At 69.0% G+C, this 16,774-nt stretch carries 20 protein-coding genes; 7 read left to right on the forward strand and 13 right to left on the reverse strand.

What is annotated here, in order from left to right:
• The first annotated feature begins 79 nt into the window (after window positions 1-79).
• Entirely contained in the window at window positions 80-256 is a 177-nt protein-coding gene (locus tag EEB19_RS04385) for a hypothetical protein (RefSeq protein WP_187583539.1), read from the forward strand.
• 23 nt (window positions 257-279) lie between these two features.
• Here the strand turns inward: EEB19_RS04385 and EEB19_RS04390 are convergent, their stop codons facing one another.
• Genes EEB19_RS04390 through EEB19_RS04405 form a run of 4 tightly spaced genes read right to left on the reverse strand, consistent with a single transcriptional unit; the run spans window position 280 to window position 4,387 of the window.
• The gene (locus EEB19_RS04390) at window positions 280-729 is read right to left on the reverse strand and encodes a (deoxy)nucleoside triphosphate pyrophosphohydrolase (RefSeq protein ID WP_187583541.1); all 450 of its coding nucleotides are present in this window, start codon (window positions 727-729) and stop codon (window positions 280-282) included.
• Window positions 726-1,787, reverse strand: a complete 1,062-nt coding sequence (locus tag EEB19_RS04395; protein WP_187583543.1) for an ABC transporter ATP-binding protein — start codon at window positions 1,785-1,787, stop codon at window positions 726-728. Before EEB19_RS04395 ends, EEB19_RS04390 begins: the two co-directional genes overlap by 4 nt.
• Window positions 1,788-3,428: an iron ABC transporter permease gene (locus tag EEB19_RS04400; RefSeq protein ID WP_187583619.1), complete on the reverse strand. Its 1,641-nt coding sequence runs from the start codon at window positions 3,426-3,428 to the stop codon at window positions 1,788-1,790.
• On the reverse strand, window positions 3,392-4,387 hold the full coding sequence (locus EEB19_RS04405; RefSeq protein ID WP_187583618.1) for a thiamine ABC transporter substrate binding subunit: 996 nt from the start codon (window positions 4,385-4,387) through the stop codon (window positions 3,392-3,394). The genes EEB19_RS04400 and EEB19_RS04405 overlap by 37 nt, the downstream gene beginning before the upstream one ends.
• Window positions 4,388-4,769: 382 nt before the next feature.
• Here EEB19_RS04405 and EEB19_RS04410 point away from each other — a divergent pair, with 382 nt between their 5' ends.
• The 4 genes from EEB19_RS04410 (at window position 4,770) to EEB19_RS04425 (ending at window position 8,628) form a co-directional block, all read left to right on the forward strand.
• A complete protein-coding gene (locus EEB19_RS04410; protein ID WP_187583544.1) occupies window positions 4,770-5,549 on the forward strand; it encodes a hypothetical protein in 780 nt (259 codons plus the stop codon).
• Window positions 5,550-5,842: 293 nt separating this feature from the next.
• A complete protein-coding gene (locus EEB19_RS04415) occupies window positions 5,843-6,700 on the forward strand; it encodes a hypothetical protein (RefSeq protein ID WP_187583545.1) in 858 nt (285 codons plus the stop codon).
• A 45-nt stretch (window positions 6,701-6,745) separates the two neighbouring features.
• A complete protein-coding gene (locus EEB19_RS04420) occupies window positions 6,746-7,924 on the forward strand; it encodes a lipase family protein (RefSeq protein ID WP_187583546.1) in 1,179 nt (392 codons plus the stop codon).
• A gap of 50 nt (window positions 7,925-7,974) precedes the next feature.
• On the forward strand, window positions 7,975-8,628 hold the full coding sequence (locus tag EEB19_RS04425) for a lysoplasmalogenase family protein (protein ID WP_187583547.1): 654 nt from the start codon (window positions 7,975-7,977) through the stop codon (window positions 8,626-8,628).
• A gap of 16 nt (window positions 8,629-8,644) precedes the next feature.
• Here the strand turns inward: EEB19_RS04425 and EEB19_RS04430 are convergent, their stop codons facing one another.
• Both EEB19_RS04430 and EEB19_RS04435 read right to left on the reverse strand, forming a co-directional pair.
• Complete coding sequence (locus tag EEB19_RS04430; RefSeq protein ID WP_187583548.1) at window positions 8,645-10,126, reverse strand: sugar porter family MFS transporter; 1,482 nt, start codon at window positions 10,124-10,126, stop codon at window positions 8,645-8,647.
• A gap of 176 nt (window positions 10,127-10,302) precedes the next feature.
• Window positions 10,303-10,755, reverse strand: coding sequence for a hypothetical protein (locus EEB19_RS04435; RefSeq protein ID WP_187583620.1), 453 nt, complete (start codon window positions 10,753-10,755; stop codon window positions 10,303-10,305).
• A gap of 127 nt (window positions 10,756-10,882) precedes the next feature.
• Here EEB19_RS04435 and EEB19_RS04440 point away from each other — a divergent pair, with 127 nt between their 5' ends.
• Both EEB19_RS04440 and EEB19_RS04445 read left to right on the forward strand, forming a co-directional pair.
• On the forward strand, window positions 10,883-11,449 hold the full coding sequence (locus tag EEB19_RS04440) for an HhH-GPD-type base excision DNA repair protein (protein WP_187583549.1): 567 nt from the start codon (window positions 10,883-10,885) through the stop codon (window positions 11,447-11,449).
• Window positions 11,450-11,519: 70 nt separating this feature from the next.
• Window positions 11,520-12,449: a hypothetical protein gene (locus EEB19_RS04445; RefSeq protein ID WP_187583550.1), complete on the forward strand. Its 930-nt coding sequence runs from the start codon at window positions 11,520-11,522 to the stop codon at window positions 12,447-12,449.
• On the opposite strand, the gene EEB19_RS04450 is transcribed toward EEB19_RS04445, so the two are convergent.
• From EEB19_RS04450 to EEB19_RS04480, 7 genes are read right to left on the reverse strand one after another with little or no spacing between them, the layout of a single operon-like run.
• The gene (locus EEB19_RS04450; protein ID WP_187583552.1) at window positions 12,416-13,783 is read right to left on the reverse strand and encodes a DUF1298 domain-containing protein; all 1,368 of its coding nucleotides are present in this window, start codon (window positions 13,781-13,783) and stop codon (window positions 12,416-12,418) included. The two genes, EEB19_RS04445 and EEB19_RS04450, sit on opposite strands and share 34 nt — an antisense overlap.
• Window positions 13,784-13,826: 43 nt before the next feature.
• Window positions 13,827-14,384, reverse strand: coding sequence for a hypothetical protein (locus EEB19_RS04455; protein ID WP_187583554.1), 558 nt, complete (start codon window positions 14,382-14,384; stop codon window positions 13,827-13,829).
• On the reverse strand, window positions 14,381-15,004 hold the full coding sequence (locus EEB19_RS04460) for a DUF6286 domain-containing protein (protein ID WP_187583556.1): 624 nt from the start codon (window positions 15,002-15,004) through the stop codon (window positions 14,381-14,383). Before EEB19_RS04460 ends, EEB19_RS04455 begins: the two co-directional genes overlap by 4 nt.
• The gene (locus EEB19_RS04465; protein ID WP_262365428.1) at window positions 15,001-15,540 is read right to left on the reverse strand and encodes an Asp23/Gls24 family envelope stress response protein; all 540 of its coding nucleotides are present in this window, start codon (window positions 15,538-15,540) and stop codon (window positions 15,001-15,003) included. The genes EEB19_RS04460 and EEB19_RS04465 overlap by 4 nt, the downstream gene beginning before the upstream one ends.
• Window positions 15,533-15,715 (reverse strand): DUF2273 domain-containing protein, encoded by a 183-nt coding sequence (locus tag EEB19_RS04470; protein WP_187583557.1) that lies wholly within the window; start codon window positions 15,713-15,715, stop codon window positions 15,533-15,535. The genes EEB19_RS04465 and EEB19_RS04470 overlap by 8 nt, the downstream gene beginning before the upstream one ends.
• On the reverse strand, window positions 15,709-16,101 hold the full coding sequence (locus EEB19_RS04475; protein WP_187583559.1) for an Asp23/Gls24 family envelope stress response protein: 393 nt from the start codon (window positions 16,099-16,101) through the stop codon (window positions 15,709-15,711). The genes EEB19_RS04470 and EEB19_RS04475 overlap by 7 nt, the downstream gene beginning before the upstream one ends.
• Complete coding sequence (locus tag EEB19_RS04480) at window positions 16,098-16,589, reverse strand: Asp23/Gls24 family envelope stress response protein (RefSeq protein WP_187583561.1); 492 nt, start codon at window positions 16,587-16,589, stop codon at window positions 16,098-16,100. Before EEB19_RS04480 ends, EEB19_RS04475 begins: the two co-directional genes overlap by 4 nt.
• Between the last annotated feature and the right edge of the window lie 185 nt (window positions 16,590-16,774).

A 16,774-nucleotide genomic window follows, 5' to 3' on the forward strand; every position in this document is an offset into this window, starting at 1 on the left:
GATTCGGGTGGAATCGGTGGTCGACAGGCCGACATGAGCGGGGATCAGAGTTCGGGCGGGGCGCTGCTAACCTCACGCCATGGGCAAGGTGAACCCGGCGACGGTATGCGATCTGAAGCCCAAGAAGAAGTGTTGTCGCAAGTCGACACGGTGCGTGCGATGCCCGGTCGTGATCCATCGGATGCGCAAGATCGACGACGACACGATGTCGAAGAAGCAGCTGCGCAAGGCACTCAAGAAGGCCCGAGCCGCCTGAGGCGGCGGCGCGGGCCGTTCGCCTCACGTCGCCAAGATGTCCAGGAGCTGAGGGACCCAGGCGGAGTCTGCCGGGACGAGCAGCCCCGCATCCGCGAGCTCGCGCAGCTCTGCCGCATCACACCAGCGCAGCGCCGCGTGTTCGACGGGCCGCGGTGTGCCGTCGACGATCCGGGCGGCGAGGGCGACGAGGACGAGATCGTCGGTCAGTGGCACCCGCTCGTCGAGCGCGGCACCGACACTGACGTCGACGCCGAGTTCCTCCCGCAGCTCGCGGCGCAGTGCGGCCTCGGTGGTCTCCCCCGGTTCGACCTTGCCCCCGGGCAGTTCCCACAGGCCGGCCACCTCCGGTGGATATCGTCGCCGGGCCAGCAGAAGGGTCTGCCGGTCGGGGTCGATCACGGCTCCGGCCACCACGATTCGACGACGGCCGGCGACACGGTCGGCGTTCGCGTCGCTCGACGACCCGGTCACGCGCCGATCACCGCGACCCGCTCGGCGACGATGCGCAGGGCGACGTCGTCGCCGACGCCGACCGCCGCCGACGTCACCGCATCGAACTCGCCGACGGCGGTGCGGACCCGGAGCCGCCGGCCGGCGGGGAGGTCGGCGACGGCCGCGACCACACCGACGACACCGGTACCCGTCGATTCACCGCTTCGGTCTGTGTCGCTGCCGTTCCCGCGACCGCTGCGGGGTTCGATCGCGTGGATCGACTCGGGACGCAGGCCGAGCAGGGTGTCACCGTCCGGCACATCCATGGCGATCTGTCCCAGGTCGGTGTCGACGTGGGAGTTGCGCGCCCGGCCGGCCAGCACGGCGGTGACGCCGAGGAAGCGTGCCGTCCATTCGTCGACGGGTCGGGCCCAGAGCCGCCCGGGCGTGGCGGTCTGCACGATGTCGCCGGACCGCATGACCGAGATGGTGTCCGCCATCAATGCGGCCTCGGTGTGATCGTGGGTGACCACCAGTGTGGGAGTGTCTGCGGCACGGACGATCTCGGCGATCTCCGTGGCGAGCGCATCGCGGAGCAGACGGTCCAGCGCGGCCAGCGGTTCATCGAGCAGGAGCAGTCGTGGGCGTGGCGCCAGAGCACGTGCGAGTGCGACGCGCTGCGCCTGCCCGCCGGAGAGCTCGTCGACCCGGCGCCGACCGAGGTCGGGTAGCCGGACCAGATCGAGCATCTCCTCGACCCGCGAGGAGATGTCGGCACGCGACCAGCGGCGCATCCGCAGGCCGTAGGCGACATTCGCGGCGACCGTCCGACCACCGAACAGCTGACCGTCCTGGAACACCACACCGAAGTCCCGTCGATGGGTCGGCACGTCCGCGATGTCCTCGCCGTCGAATCGGATCGTGCCCGCCGCCGACGGCTCGAGACCGGCGACGGCGCGGATGAGTGTCGACTTCCCACATCCCGACGGCCCGAGCAGGGCGGTCACCACCGATCCCGAGGTGCCGACGGTCCAGTCGAGTTGCTCGAGCACGACGGTCGACCCGTACCGGACCTGCAGTCCGTCGATCTCGAGCATCTAGAACACCGCCCCGGTGCGCGGACGCAGGACCTCGACCAGGACGACAGCCACTGTCGTCACGGCGACCAGCAGCACCGACGCCGCCATCGCCGTCGCCAGATTGTCGGCACCGGGCCGGTTGAGCGCCGATCCGATGAGAACCGGCAGGGTGGTCGTGTCGGCCCGGGCCAGGAAGCTCGTGGCGCCGAACTCACCCAGGGCCATGACGAAGGCGAATCCGCCTGCCGCACCGAGAGATCGGCCGATCAGGGGTAGGTCGATGGTCAGGAAGACCCGGAGCGGGCCGGCCCCGAGGGTGGCCGCCGCCTGCCGCAGCCGCGGGGGGATCGACCGCAGGGCCGGCACCGCGATCCGCACCACGACCGGGATCGCGATCAGCGCCTGCACGCACGGGATCACCAGGGGCGACGCGGCGACGTCGGCGGGCATCGCCGCGAGCACGATCAGATAGCCGAAACCCAGTGTGACGGCGCTGATCCCGAGGGGAATGGTGGCCACGATGTTACCGGCGGCCGACCAGGCACCGTGCGCCCGGTGCAGCGCGACGGCCGCGAGCAGTCCGACGACGAGCGCGATCACCATCGCCAACGCCGCCGTACCCAGCGAGTACCGCAGTGTCTCGAGAGGTGTCACGCCATTCACCGACTCACCCAGCGACCGGTAGCCGTCGAGTGTCCAGTCCCCGCCGGCGCCCGGACGGACCGATCGCACCAGGAGGACGACCAGTGGGGCGACGAGAATCGTGATCGTCCAGATCACCGCCGCGCCGACCGGCAGCCACTGCCGGCCCCGCGGCCGGAATCGCGTCTCGGCCGGTCGGGCACCGGCACCCCCCTCGCCACGCTCGGCGAAGAGCCGTGTGAGCACCAGCGCCGCAACCACGACGACGATCTGCACCATGGACAGGACCACCGCGTCCGGGATGCGGAAGTACCCGATCGCCTGCGTGTAGATCTCCGTCTCGAGGGTGCGGATCTCGCCGTTGCCCAGGATGATGATGACTCCGAAGCTGGTGGAGCAGAACAGGAACACCAGAGCCGCGGCCCCACCGACGGCGGGGAGCAGCCGCGGTGCGACCACCCCGACGAAGGCCCGCATCCGGCCGGCGCCCAATGTCTGCGCCGCCTCGGCGACCCGTGGGTCCAGCGATCGCCACGCGGCACCGACGATCCGGGCGATCACCGCGACGTTCAGGAATGCATGCGCCAGCAGGATCGGCCAGAGGCCGGAGCCGATCCCGGCGAACGCGAGGGGCCCGTCGAGCAGGGCACGGAAAGCGACACCGACGACCACGGTCGGCAAGACGAACGGCACCGTGATGATGACGGTGAGCAGGAACGAACCCGGGATGTCGACGCGCGCGATCAGCCAGACCATCGGCGCGGCGACGACCAGCGCCAGCGCAGTGGACGCGGCGGCCTGGAAGAGGGTGAATCCCAACAGGTTCAGCGCATGCGTCCGGTCCAGGAGAGTGCCGACACCGACGTCCGACCCGACGTCTACGGCACGCCGGATGAGCGCGGCGATCGGCCAGACGAAGAGGATCAGCAGGAACGCCGCGGGCACCAGGCGCAGGGCGAGTGTCCCCAACCTGCCGAGTGTCACCGTCCGACGGCCTCGCGCCACTGCTCGAGCCAGCTCTCCCGATTCTGCGCGATGTACTGCGGCGGCAGGCTGACCGTGTAGGTCGGCACCGGGGCACGCTGCTGCCAACCGTCGGGCAGCGGTGTGTCCTTCTGTACGGGGTAGACGTACATCGCCGACGGCAGGGCGGCCTGCACGGTCGGGCTCAACATGAAGTCGACGAGCTTGCGCGCCCCGCTGGAGTTCTTGGCGCCCTTGAGAACTCCCACGTACTCGACCTGCCGGAAACAGCTGTCGAGGATCGCCGAGGTCCCCGCCGTCGCCGCAGGTGAGGACGCGTAGGACAGCACGATCGGTTTGTCGCCCTTGCCCTCCCCGGCACTGAAGAGCTGGTTGTAGGCGATCTCCCAGCCGGACACGACCGTGGCACCCCCACCTGTCACCGACTTCCAGTAGTCCTGCCATCCGTTCGGGAACAGCCCGATGGTGGTGAGCAGGAACGCCATCCCGGGCGAGGACGTCCCGGGATCGAGCAGGGCCGCCTGCGCGGCGTACTTCGGGTCGCGCAGGTCACGCAGGCTCGTGGGCGGCTGCTGCCCGGTGTCGGAGTACCAGGAGTCGTCGACGTTGAGGCAGACGTCGCCGCGATCGACCGCGGTCAGTTCGTTGTTCGATCCCGGGACAGCGAACTCGGCCGCACCGTTCGCCGCCATCGGCGACGCGTACGGCTCGAGCGCACCCGCCTCGATCGGACGCGAGGCGAAGGTGTTGTCGATCCCGAACACCGCATCCGCCTTCGGCGATCCCGGGGTCAGCGACACCGTGGACGCGAGTTGTCCGGCATCACCCGACCGGACGACCTTCAGGGTCAGGCCGGTCTCGCGTCGGAACGTGTCGAACACCGAGTCGGGCAGGGCGAACGACTCGTGGGTGAGCAGCGTCACCTCGGCGCCGGGCTCGGCGTCGTCTCCGCAGGCCGTGAGCACGGTGGCGAGCGACGCCACCGCCAGCATCAGTCCGAGTCCTCGGGTCACTCTCTTGCGTCGTGTGGCCACGGCTCGATCTAACCAGGTACCCGTATCGTGCACGACCGCCCACCGTTACGTATCATCAGTAACAATTGAATCAACAATCACAGCAGTCACACAGTGTCGCGTTAGGCTCCCTGGACAGTGCTCGTCGTCGGCGGGTGCATAGAATGACCCGCGACGTCGATCCGGCGTCCGAGTCACTGACAGCGGAGTGTGTGACCCCAGCGGCGCACACCGACGACCGATTGGACCGGAAACAGTGCGTTTGCCTGTACTCCAGAGCCTGCGATCACGCCCCAGCCCGGCAGCACGCCGGATCCACCGTCCCGCGACCCGGACCGTGCGCCGCGTCGGCGTGGCCGCGATGAGCATCGCCGCGGCGATGTCGCTGGCCGTACCGGCCGTCGCCGATGCAGCGCCCGCGCCCGCCAAGCCGAAGGTCGATCAGCGGACCCTCGACTCCCTGGGTGCGTTCGCTCCGGCGATCATCGGATCGGTCGCCACCAAGGGACCGGACGGCAAGATCAACAGCCAGCTCCTCGACCAGGCGAAGGGCCTGGCTGCCGCGCCGGGACTGCCGCCGCAGACCAAAGCCATCTGGCAGTCGGTGATCGACTTCCTCGGCGAACCCGGGCGTGCGGCGCTCGTCCGCGAGCAGAAGGCCGCGGAACGCAAGCCCGGCGATCCGGAGATCCCGAAGGGCCCCGGAGCGCCCAAGATCCAGGAATTCCTCTACCCGACCATCGGATTCGGGTGCATGCCCGGCAACGGCAGCCCGAACGGCGGCAACTCCCTGGGTCGCGCGCTGCTCACCGCAGGGCCGCAGCAGGCGCCCGCCCCGGGCCCCAAGCGCGGCGAGGCCGGTTACGTCTACACGAGCCTCGGCACCGGCCCGGCGATCAACAATCCCCAACGCAAGCTCTGGGTGACCTGGCTCAACATCGACAACGGCCGATCGGGCCAGGTTCAGCTCAAGCGCAACGCGAAGATCAACGCCACCGATGGTCCCGGCACCTTCACCGGGATCGCGAAGACCGGCAAGGGACGCGTCATCTCCACCATCTACGGCGATGTCACCACCAAGAACAAGGGCAAGATCAACTCCTGCGGCATCGTGCCGACGATCGGCATCGGCATCATCTGAGTCGCCGACTGCACTACCGCCTCCACACCCCCGGGTCGCTCAGCGCCCCGGGGGTGTGGGCGTTTCGGTGACCGTCCCGCCACCGTCTGGTGACCGGCGTCACTCGTCGCTGACCAGGAACGACGTTTCTCGCCGACCCGCGGTCGCCGCCTGATCGCGGCGATGTCACAGCTCGGCTTCGCGACTTGAGTTCCGCGTACACTTCATGCTCTCTTGTAACTTGAACAACTTCTGTCACATCCGTAACAGAGGAGGGCCGTCCGGGTCTGGGCCCGGTCGATGAAGGAGAACCCATGTCCGCCAGCTCGCAGCGTGCACACACCCGCCTCTCGTTCCGCCGACTCTCGTTCCGTACCCGCGCGGGTGTCGTCGGTCTCGCGACCGTGACGGCCGCGGCGCTCGGTGCACCGGCCATGGCGCCGGCCGCCCCCCTCGTCCCGCCGAACTCGCTGTCGATCCCCGAGATCCCCTACGACGCCGAGCTGGCCGCCGCGGTCCGGATGCTGAAGGACGCCGGCGTCGACCGGATGGCCCTCGAGGCCGCACAGGCCGTCATGACGAGCGTGGGACAGCTGTCCTCGGATCAGGTGGCGGCCCGCACGCGCCTCATCCCGGCAGCAGCGGCGACCAGTCGCGCGGTCCCGGTCGCCCAGACCGATCCGCTGGCGATCCTGAAAGCCCTGGGCGTGCAGCCGCTGAGCCCGTCGGCCGCCCCGTTCTGCACCGATCCCACCGCCGACAACCCGCTCGGGCTGGTGACCGCAGGCGCGGGTGCCGTCGCCGGGCCGTGGCCCCTGGCGCAGGAGCCGCTGGCGCCGCTGCAGCAGTTGCTCGGCGTCACACTGCCCAAGCTGAACCTCGTGGAGGACGGTCAGACCGCCTACGCGTTCGTCCCGGCCACCGCGGACGGCGTCACCAACGGGAAGATGCAGGTCGCCTGGTTCAACGTCGGAACCCTCAAGGGCGGCTTCGCCGATCTGCAGCCCATCTCGAACAGCCCACTCCTCAAGGCGCTGCCCCTGCTGTCCGGCGTGCGGCTCGCGCCCGTGCAGACGGGTAAGGGCACCATCTTGTCCGCGGTCTACGGCACGGCCCAGAACGGCGCCCGTACCTGCTACTTCCTCCCCGCGATCGGCATCGTCGAGGCCTAGGCCCCGACGTCACGCCGCCACACCTCGACCCGAAAACCACACATCATGCCCTCGCCACAGTCGCGCCGACGCTCCGGACGCCGGTTCGCGGTCCGGTCGGTCCTGCCGATCGCCTTGTCCCTCGTGATGACCGGCGCCGTTGCCGGTGTCGCCGACGCGGCGCCGCCGGCGCCCGCCGGCGGTGCACCCGCCGGCACCGTGTTCACCAATCGTGATCTACCGAAGAATCGTCTTGCCGCCCATGCCGGTTCCGGGAGCGCCTTCACGTATTGGACCACCGGCATCGATCGCCAACGTCGCCTGTCGACCGCGGCGGTCCAACTTCCGCCCGGTGCTGCTCCCAAGGGCGGTTGGCCTGTCGTGGCGTGGGCTCACGGCAGCCGCGGCATCGCCGACGGATGTGCACCGTCCGCGGTGCCGACCTCCGGTGACCGGGACGAGGTCTCGCGGTGGCTCGACCGCGGTTACGCGGTCGTCATCCCCGACTATGCGGGCCTGGGCACCCAGGGCACACCCGAGTACTTCGACACCGACACCACGGCGCGCAACATCGTCGACGCCGTCCGAGCCGGCCACGATGTGGCCGACAACCTCGCACGTCGATGGGTGGTGGTCGGCGAGGGCCGGGGCGCCGCCGCCGCAATCGACCTCGCCCGCCAGGGCACGCGCATGCAGGGCCCGACGCTCGACTACCGCGGGTCGGCCGTGTCGTCGATCCCGGTCGAATTCGACACGCTCATCGGCGGTCTCGGCCCCTCGAGCGGTTCGATGCCGGCGGGTGTCGCCGCCGACATCCTGTTCACGCTCAGCGCGATCCGGAACGCGCGACCCGAGGTGAAGCTCGACTCGTTCCTCAGCGACACCGGGATCACCTGGATGAACCGGGCGGCACGACTCTGCGTCGACGATCTCACGGACGCGGTCGCCGGTACACCGATGGGACCGCTGTTCAGCTCTCCCCTGTCGGGCAACACGGCACTCATCGATGCCGTGTCGAGCTCGCACATGATCCCGCTGCGGGGCTTCACCCGCCCGGTGATGATGACCCAGAGTCTGTTCGACCAGAATGTCGTCGTGCCCCTGTCACTGCGCTATCTCAACGACGCCCGGACCGCCGATCGGCGGGTCAGCGCCCGTACCTATCTGGCGGTGAACGATCAGCAGTCCGACGCCCTGTCCGACAACGACATCCGCTGGTTCGTCTCCCGGCTGGCGAGTCGGTGAGTCGCTCGATCCGACACCGGGGCCCGAGGAGTCCCCTCAGCGCCCGCTCGGTGGCCGGTATCGCCTACGCCGCTGCGGCCGCCGCCGCCACCGTGACCGGTGCACGGCATCGGCGAGGTCTCGCCGCCGCGACCAAACCGCTTCCGCTGCTCGTGCTGGCGGTCGAGACCGCGCGGGGCTTCCGGTCACGCCGGCCGCTGGACAATGCCCTCCTGGCGGGGGCGGTGGCGTTCTCCGCAGCCGGTGACAGAGCGATGCTCCTCGAGGAGTTCGCGCCGGACGGCCCGGGCAAGGATCGACGGTTGCAGATCGGCGCGTCGCTGTTCGCCGGTGCCCAGCTGTGTCTGACCGGCGCGATGGTGCGTCGGGGAGCGCGGCCGACGACATCCGGGATGGCCGTCCGGACACTGATCCTCGCGGAGTCGGCGACCGTACTGGCCACGCATCGTCCACGTCTGCTCCCGGTGTTGGGCACCTACGGGAACGCGCTGGGCCTGATGTCGGCGACCGCCGATGCCATGCCGACTGCCCAGCCGCGGATGCGCCGCGGCGGATGGTTGTTCCTGGCGTCGGATCTCACGATCATCAACCGGCGACACCTGATCCGTGATCCCCGGCTGGCCGGCGTTGCCGAGGCCTGGGTTCTCGCAAGCTATTTCGCCGCTCAGTGGTTGCTGGTCACCGGGCTGGCAGATCCGAACTGAATCGGCACGGCGCCCGTCAGTGCGGGTCCTTCGCCGACCTCATCGCCTCGAACTGGGACAGACGGGTCGCGGCCGCAGCGTCCATGTCCTCGAGCTCCATGCCCTTGGTCTCCTCGACCTTGGCGCGGACGTAGAAGAACGATGCCGCGGCACAGAACGCGAAGAACCCGTAGATCCAGCCGAGTCCGAGAACCTTGCTCATCTCCGGGAAGAGCATCGAGATCGTGAAGTTGGCCAACCAGTTCGCCGCCGTGCACACGCCGAGCGCGACACCGCGGATCCGGTTCGGGAACATCTCGCCGAGCATGACCCACATGACCGGACCCCAGGTGGCGGCGAAGAAGACCACGAACATGTTCGCGCCGATGAGCGCGACGACACCCCACGGATCGGGTAGCGACACCTCGGCCACATCGTCGACGACGGTCGTGATCGCCTGTGTGAACGCCACACACGCCATCACGAGTCCGACGAACATGCCCACCGAACCGATCAGCAGCAGTTTGCGCCGGCCGATCCGATCGACGAAGAGGATCGCCACGAAGGTCATTCCGACGTTGATCGCCGAGGTGATCACAGAGGTGGTGAACGCCTGATCGGTGTCGAAACCGACCGACTTCCACAGGGTCGTCGAGTAGTAGAAGATCGCATTGATGCCGACGAACTGCTGGAAGATGGCCAGCCAGATGCCAACCCAGACGAGCGGGTGCAGGCCGAACGACGGTCCACGGATGTCCTTCAACGAGGTGCGTGCCTCACGTTTGACGGTGAGTCGGATCTCCTTGACCCGCTCGAGCGGATGCGCCTCGCCGGTCACCTCCTGCAGGATTCGAGCCGCTTCCTCGTCGCGATTGCGACCCACCAGATATCGCGGCGACTCCGGGATCATCAGGGCGAGCACGCCGTACACGATGGCGGGCACGACGCCCACGAGGAACATCCAGCGCCAGGCCTCCAGACCCCACCACAGTTCGTTCTCGGGGCCGTTCGCGGCGTCCTGCAGCAACGTGTCCGACAACAGGGCCGCGAAGATGCCGAGCGTGATCGCCAGCTGCTGCATCGATGCCAACGCACCGCGATATCTCGCGGGCGCGATCTCGGAGATGTAGGCAGGTGCGATCACCGACGCGATACCGATGCCGATACCGCCGAGGACGCGCCAGAGGAGCAGGTCCCAGACCGTCTGCGTGTACGCGGTCCCGATCGCGGAGATGACGAAAAGAGCTGAGCCCAGCAGCATCACCCGCTTGCGGCCCCAGACGTCGGCGAGGCGGCCCGCGAACCATGCGCCGAGCGCGCAGCCCAACAGGGCGATGGCGACGGCGAATCCGGTGAACAGCTCGGCCAGCCCGAAGGTGTCCTGGATCGAGTCGACGGCGCCGTTCACCACGGAACTGTCGAAGCCGAACAGGAAGCCGCCGACCGCAGCGGCGACGGTGACACCGATGACCTTGGCTGTGTGTTGCTCAGCGATCTCGCTCTGGTGCGCTTCCGACATGGCACGTCCTCATCGTCGAGTCAGCGGGTAGGAGAACCCGCTCGCGTCAGTATCGGCTCTCAGGCTACTCGCCGGGGCCGAAATGTGATGTTCCGCCGTGCTTCTGCGAGGAGTTTCGACGTCACGATTCGACATCGGACTCGAGGCCGAGGTCGCCCCGCGAACCGGCCGCGACGTCAGGCCGTTGCGCGGCCCGAACAGGTCGAGTTCTGCGCGGCCACCATGGGGACGAACGCCATCAGCCCGACTTTTTGTCGGATCGTGAACGCGACAGGTCCCCGGCCCGGATGCAGATCCGCCTGCCAGGTGATGACCCGGGCGCGACTCGGCACGGTGACCGTTCCGGTCCGCCCGGTGGCGAGATTCCGCCAGGTCACCCGGGTCTCGACGGTGTAGTCGAGGAGTGGGGACGGCTGCGCGCGGCTCGATCCGATGAGCGAGATCGCCGGCCCCGGCAATCCGTCGGCGGGGAAGGGGATCTGGTTGAAGACGTCGACGTGGATCGGTATCCGAGGGCCTCCCCATGGGTTCGGGGTGTCGCAGCGCAGGGTGGTGGCGAGGTTCGGATCGGTGTACTCCGGTACGGCATCGGCCGGGCCGGCGCCGACCATCACGGCGGGCACGGTCATCGCCGCCAGGGCCAGGCCGACGAACACCCGCCCCCGAATCCGCCCGCGCAACGCCTGCCGCCGGCATCCCGGCCGTCCCCACCGTCGGTTCCCCATGGCGCGATTCTAGGGGTTCTAGGATGACCCCATGGCGAATCTCCAGATTGCCCAGGACCCGGCCGCAGACGAGCTGCTCTCCACCGACGCGTTCGCGTTGCTGACGGGCATGCTGCTGGATCAGCAGTTCCCGATGGAGCGCGCGTTCGCGGGACCGGCCAAGATACGGGATCGGTTCGGGACGATGGATCCGGCGGCGATCGCGGCGGCGGAACCGGAGGCCTTCGCCGACCTGTGCGCGACCCCGCCCGCGATCCACCGGTACGGACGGTCGATGGCAGGCCGCGTACAGGCCCTCGCCCAGGTCGTCGTCGACGATTACGACGGCGATGCCGAGCGCATCTGGACCGGGGCGAGCTCCGGCGCCGACCTGTTCGCCCGTGTGCGGGCGCTGCCGGGTTTCGGGGACCAGAAGGCCAAGATCTTCACGGCGCTGGTGGCCAAGCAGCTCGGCATCAAACCCCCCGGCTGGACCAAGGTCGTCGGCGACTACGGCAAGGTCGGCTACCGGTCGGTCGCCGACGTGATCGACCCGGAATCGCTGCAGAAGGTGCGAGAGTTCAAGAAGGCCGCGAAAGCGGCCGCGAAGCAGGGCTGACGCCCACCTCTGTCCACCGAATCGGGCGTGCCACTCCCCCTCGATCCTGACATCACCTAATGTCAAGGTCATGGACTCGAACAACGTCGACGCGCGCAGCGTCGTCGAGCTCCCCTTCCGGCTCGGGTTCGCGGTCACCGGGGTGGTGCTGACCGCTGCCGAATCGGCGGTCACCATCGCTCGGCTCACCGCGACCAGCGTCCAGAGCGAGGTCAACCACGCGCTCGGTCTGTCCGGCGACGAACTCAGCAGCGCCCGGACCCCACTCGCGCTGCTGAGCCAGCTTGCCGAACTCCTCGGTCCCGATCGCCCCTTCGGCCGCATCGTCGCGCAGGGCGGCCCGCTGGAACGACTCCTCAATCCCGACGGGGTGATCGATCGCCTCACCGCGCCCGGTGGGTTGCTGGAGAAACTGACGGCGTCGAATGGCCTACTCGATCAGATGACCGAGGAGGACGGCATTCTCGTGCGCCTCACGGCCAAGGACGGCCCGCTCGACCGACTCACGCGTCCCGGTGGGGTCGTCGACCAGTTCACCGAGAACGAGGGCATCCTCGAGCGCCTGACCTCCGAGGGCGGCATCGTCGACAAGCTCACCTCGCCCGACGGGGTGCTGGAGAAGGTGACCGTGCCCGGCGGTGTGCTCGACCGGATGGCCGAGGACGGGGGTCTGCTGGATCAGCTCATCGGCGAGAACGGCGCGGTCGAGCGGGCGATCGCCCCCGACGGCCCGCTGGATCGGATCACCGAGCTCACCGAGGTGATCGGTCAGCTCGCCCCCAATCTGCTCGCGATGCAGGACACCGTGCACGAGCTCGCCGAGACCGTCGACCTGCTGAACCAGACCGTCGCCCCGCTCGGCGGGCTGGCCGAGCGTTTGCCGAAACGCCTGACCCGGGGCGCGCGCAACAGTTCTTCCGGGTCCTCGGGCACGCCGTCGATCACCGACGGGTCCGAGCGCAACGGCTATCCACGCCCGGGCGATCCCGACGACTCCTGAGCACACGCCGCCGCGACGGCGTCGATCGCCGACTCGAGACGAGCGACGTACCGGTCGACGTCGGTCAGGATGGACGGAGCCGTCGTGACCGATAGGGCGATGGTCGTGCCGATCCCGTGTATGCCGTGGGTGAGGCCCTGCGCCGGTGACAGCGCCGGGAATCCGGTGGTGAACAGGACCGGGCCACCGTCGAGGTCGAGATCGGCCGCGCCGCGGTGCACCGACGAGACCACGGTGACGCCGGTGACGCGGTCGGGCCGGCGGTGGGGATCGAAAAGCCGTGCGCCCCAGTGTGCCAACGGCGCGGGGACCGCATCGGTGGCACGACGCTCGGCGAGACGGGCGGGTTCGTCGTCGGCACGTCGGGCGCGGTCGAGATCGACCGCGATGGCACAGGCGCGGGCATCGAGATCGTCGATCTCGGTGTGGAGATCGATGCCGGCATTCCGGAAGTTGTTGCGTGACCGGGACGGCCGCTGCCGGCCCATGGTCACCTCGGCTCCCAGTGGGTGGTCGTGCGCGTCGAGCTCCGCGTCCAGCGCGACCGAGATCGCGGTCAATGCACCGACGGTCACCGTGTGCGCCGCGGGGAAATCGGCGCGGTCCCGGATCAGGACCCGCAGCATTCGCCCGGTCCCCGGCGCGCGGTTGAGCTCGGTGACGGCGTAACCCGTTCCCTCCGTGGGAGGTCGGGCGCGCACCGTGCGATAGGCACCGAGTCCGTGCCACAGCATGGCGCCGATCCGTAGCGGCAGGGTGGCCGCGCCCGCCGCCGCGACCACCAGGGCGCGACCGTCGATCGCCGGGCCGCCGCAGACCTCGCCTCCGCTGTCGAAGTGCGTGTCGCGTCTGATCTCGGACGCGTGAGCAACCCTCGGACTGCGGAACAACTCGCGCGCGATCGCCGCCGCCCGCCGTCCGTCGCCGAGTGCATGACAGATCTGCAGCACCACCACGACTCCCACGCCCCTCGGTGTGTCGGGCAGCGCCGGAAACAGATGGAGGCGCCATGTCTCACACGTCGGTTCGAGCTGGTCGGCGGTGAGTGCGGCGACGCGTTCGAGACACTCCCGCCACGTCGCCACCGATCGGTGGAGGACGAACTGATCTGCACCGACAGGGCGACGGATCCACCGCGGATGGTCGAGATTCGCCGGTATGTCCATCACGCGAACCATCAGATCGGGCACCCGCGTCGCGCGCCGATAGAGGTCGTCGGCCCGATCGTCGATCGAGATATGGCGATCAGCAAAGCAATACAGCAAGAACTGGTCGTTCGGGATCGCCCCTGACATCCAGTATGTACGCGCGTCGGCCGGTTCCATCCGCGTCATACGAGCACGGTAGCGCACCGCGCACCGCCCACTGCCTCCTCGATCAGCCCGTCCGGTTCTGCAGGTGGACGAATGCCTGTACGTGGATGTCGGCGCCGTCGACGGCCTCCCGGATGTCCTCCACGGCGTCACCCACCACAGAGGCGATCTCCGCGTAACCGTGGGACGGCTGGGCGGTGACGGTCAGCCGGATGATCTTGCGGCCACGGTCGTCGGTGGCGCGGGCCACCACACGGTCGAGGGCGGGCGCCCGCGCGAGGTCCTCCCCGACCGCCGAGGCGATCAATTTGGGTGCCACCGTGAGGGTTCCGCTGAGATCGGAGCCGTCGAGCAGCAGGTCGTCGACCTTGCCGGGCCGGATCGTCGTCGCGATCAGTCGCCATCCCCAGATCATCGCGACGACCACGACGGCTCCGAGCAGGACCGGCCACCAGGCGGTATCGGCCGTCCGTGCCGCCCATCCCTGGTCGATCCGGTTCACCCATTCGTGGACCGGCGCGACGTCGGTGCGCCAGAGCACCGCGGCCGTGCCCACGAGCAGGAGCAGGAATCCGATGAGTCCGACGGTGATGCGATGCCAGGCTGCCGGGCCGCGGTTCATGAGCGATCACCATTTCGGTCGCGGACGATCTTCACTCGTGCCCGCAGCGGTGCGTCGATCGACGACAGCACCTCTCCGACGACACGGTCGATCTCGGACTCCACCGATGCTCGATCGACTGCCTCCCTGGTGGTGACGGTGACCGTCACGGTTCGTCGGCCGACCACGGTGGTGGCGTGTCGAACCCCGGACAGCGTGGAGACGCCGGCACTGCAGCGTCGCGCGATGTCGCCCCGTCGGGTCCACATCACCTCGTAGCCGGCCAGACTCAGATGGGTTCGTCTGCGGGGTCGGACCGCGAGCCACAGCAGTCCGAGTCCGGAGATGATGAGCGCGATCGCGACCGGCCACATCCAGTCCCACCATCGGATTCCGACGAGCCAGTCGGCGGCGGTGCGCGACCATTCGGCACCCGACAACCATTCGAGTTCGATGAGCAGATCACGGATCGCGATGGCGGCGAGACCGAACAGGGCCACTCCGATCAGCACTCCGACGACAGCCGCGGCAGGATTCGCTGCGGGAGTGAAGACCTTGGCGTCGTGGGTGTCCGCGGTCTTGGCGGTGGTCGTCTTGGCGGTGGTCGTCTTCGCGGTGGTCGTCTTGGCGGTGGTCGTCATCGTCGCTCCTCCCGGGTGTCGTCGGCGTCACCGGCGGTCTCGGGCGCCGGCGGCGGGAGCTCGACGAATCCGGCGGGCACACCGGAGCCGGCGGCCTGGTCGGCCGCGGTGAGCACCGCGGCAACGGTCACGTCGACACGCGACGGACGGATTCCGGTGAGCCGTGCGAGTTCTCGGGTGACGGCGATCCGCACGTCCCAGCACACCTCGGTGAGCCGGCACGGCCAGGACACCGCGATCGTCATCTGCACCCACGGCGCGGCCGACGACATGTCGACGGTGGCCTGGGGATGATCACCACCGGCGACAGCACGTCCTGGTGTCGATCCCGACAGCATCGAACCGAGCGCCGTCTGATGTCGGACGACGCCGTCGACGTCGAGAGCGGCACGAACGGCGATCTTCTCCCCGACCCGGTCGGCGATCGTCAGCGTGCCGCGATCCGACGCCCTCGGATCATCCCTCTCCCGGGCCGCCATCGCGGCGTCGGCCGGCCCTGCCGGGGCCTTGTCGGGGGCGGTGGCCGTCTCAGCCACGGTTCCGGCTCCGGAGCAGTGCACCGAGATCGACAGCCCCGTCGCGTTGGAGACCGATCGCGAGTCCTACCGCTCCGAGAACGAGGGCGAGGACGAAACCGCCGAATCCCCCGGTGGTGGCGGCGAGCGCCAGGAGGAGACCGGCGAGCAGGCCGATCGTCGCGTTGTTCACCATGTCGTTTCCCTTGTCTTCCGTGAGTTCTCGCCGGCGCCGGCCGGACTCGCATCCGAGGTGCGTGGCCGGGGGCCGTCGGAGGCACCGGTCCCGCGTGACTCGGGTCCGACGGCGATGTCCTCGACGGTGACCGTGGCCGGCAGCCCGGTCAGCCGCTGGGCGACGTCTCGGACCTCGCCGGCGACGTCACGGATGTCATACGCCACGTCCACGACGATGTGGATGTCGAAGGAGTCGTCGGCGAGCACGATCCCGCTGATCCGCCCGCCCGGCAGGTAGGTGGCGATCTCCCCGAAGACGCCGCCGTAGAGTCCGGTCACCCCGGGCACCTCGGCGACGGCATCCGCGATCTGTCGGACGGTCGGCGTGCCGTCGTCGGTGGTCACTGGACGCGCGGTGTCTCGTCGGACGGGGCGTCGTCGTCGCCGAAGTGGATGTCGTGGACCGCGACGTTGACCTCGGTCACCTCGAGACCGGTCATCTGTTCGATGGCGGCGATGACGTTGCGCCGGATCGCAGCGGCCAGTTGATGGATGGCGACGCCGTAGTCGGCGACGATGGACACGTCGACCGCTGCCTGACGCTCACCGACCTCGACGGTGATCCCCTGAGTGGTGCTGGTGGTGGTGCCGGGAAGGACATCGCGAACCTTGCCGACGACACGTTCGGTGACGCCACCGACGTCGTACACACCATCGATCTCGCGGGTCGCGATGCCTGCGATCTTGGCGACCACGACGTCGGAGATCGAGGTCTTGCCACGGTCCCCGACCAGTGCCGATTCGTTCTTGGCGAGCGCGAGACTCGTGCCTGCTCCGCTCTGGACGGTCGCCGGATCGGCGGGGGTCTGCTGACGGGTCGTCGTATCGGACATGCGAACTCCTTCGTTCTCCGTGGGCCGCCCACCCGATCGGTGTGTGTCGCCCCATCTGCAAGAGCGCCACCACGGTTGCGGCCCGTGTATAGAGTCAGTCGCAGTGGACACCGAAAGTGCACGCACGAATTCTGGTGATGCCGGTCACACCGATGATCCGCCGAGTGGGGCGGAGGGCGCCGGGG

Origin of the sequence: Gordonia sp. OPL2 (genome assembly GCF_003797825.1) — a bacterium.
Taxonomy (GTDB): domain Bacteria; phylum Actinomycetota; class Actinomycetes; order Mycobacteriales; family Mycobacteriaceae; genus Gordonia.

Bases quoted from the DNA above. Each gene is read 5' to 3' on its own strand.
- EEB19_RS04445 (WP_187583550.1), top strand. From the start codon at position 11,520: ATGGACTCGAACAACGTCGACGCGCGCAGCGTCGTCGAGCTCCCCTTC.
- EEB19_RS04455 (WP_187583554.1), bottom strand. From the start codon at position 14,384: ATGAACCGCGGCCCGGCAGCCTGGCATCGCATCACCGTCGGACTCATC.
- EEB19_RS04385 (WP_187583539.1), top strand. From the start codon at position 80: ATGGGCAAGGTGAACCCGGCGACGGTATGCGATCTGAAGCCCAAGAAG.
- EEB19_RS04430 (WP_187583548.1), bottom strand. From the start codon at position 10,126: ATGTCGGAAGCGCACCAGAGCGAGATCGCTGAGCAACACACAGCCAAG.
- EEB19_RS04420 (WP_187583546.1), top strand. From the start codon at position 6,746: ATGCCCTCGCCACAGTCGCGCCGACGCTCCGGACGCCGGTTCGCGGTC.
- EEB19_RS04460 (WP_187583556.1), bottom strand. From the start codon at position 15,004: ATGACGACCACCGCCAAGACGACCACCGCGAAGACGACCACCGCCAAG.
- EEB19_RS04395 (WP_187583543.1), bottom strand. From the start codon at position 1,787: ATGCTCGAGATCGACGGACTGCAGGTCCGGTACGGGTCGACCGTCGTG.
- EEB19_RS04415 (WP_187583545.1), top strand. From the start codon at position 5,843: ATGTCCGCCAGCTCGCAGCGTGCACACACCCGCCTCTCGTTCCGCCGA.
- EEB19_RS04405 (WP_187583618.1), bottom strand. From the start codon at position 4,387: ATGCTGGCGGTGGCGTCGCTCGCCACCGTGCTCACGGCCTGCGGAGAC.
- EEB19_RS04470 (WP_187583557.1), bottom strand. From the start codon at position 15,715: ATGGTGAACAACGCGACGATCGGCCTGCTCGCCGGTCTCCTCCTGGCG.
- EEB19_RS04450 (WP_187583552.1), bottom strand. From the start codon at position 13,783: ATGACGCGGATGGAACCGGCCGACGCGCGTACATACTGGATGTCAGGG.
- EEB19_RS04440 (WP_187583549.1), top strand. From the start codon at position 10,883: ATGGCGAATCTCCAGATTGCCCAGGACCCGGCCGCAGACGAGCTGCTC.
- EEB19_RS04435 (WP_187583620.1), bottom strand. From the start codon at position 10,755: ATGACCGTGCCCGCCGTGATGGTCGGCGCCGGCCCGGCCGATGCCGTA.
- EEB19_RS04480 (WP_187583561.1), bottom strand. From the start codon at position 16,589: ATGTCCGATACGACGACCCGTCAGCAGACCCCCGCCGATCCGGCGACC.
- EEB19_RS04410 (WP_187583544.1), top strand. From the start codon at position 4,770: ATGAGCATCGCCGCGGCGATGTCGCTGGCCGTACCGGCCGTCGCCGAT.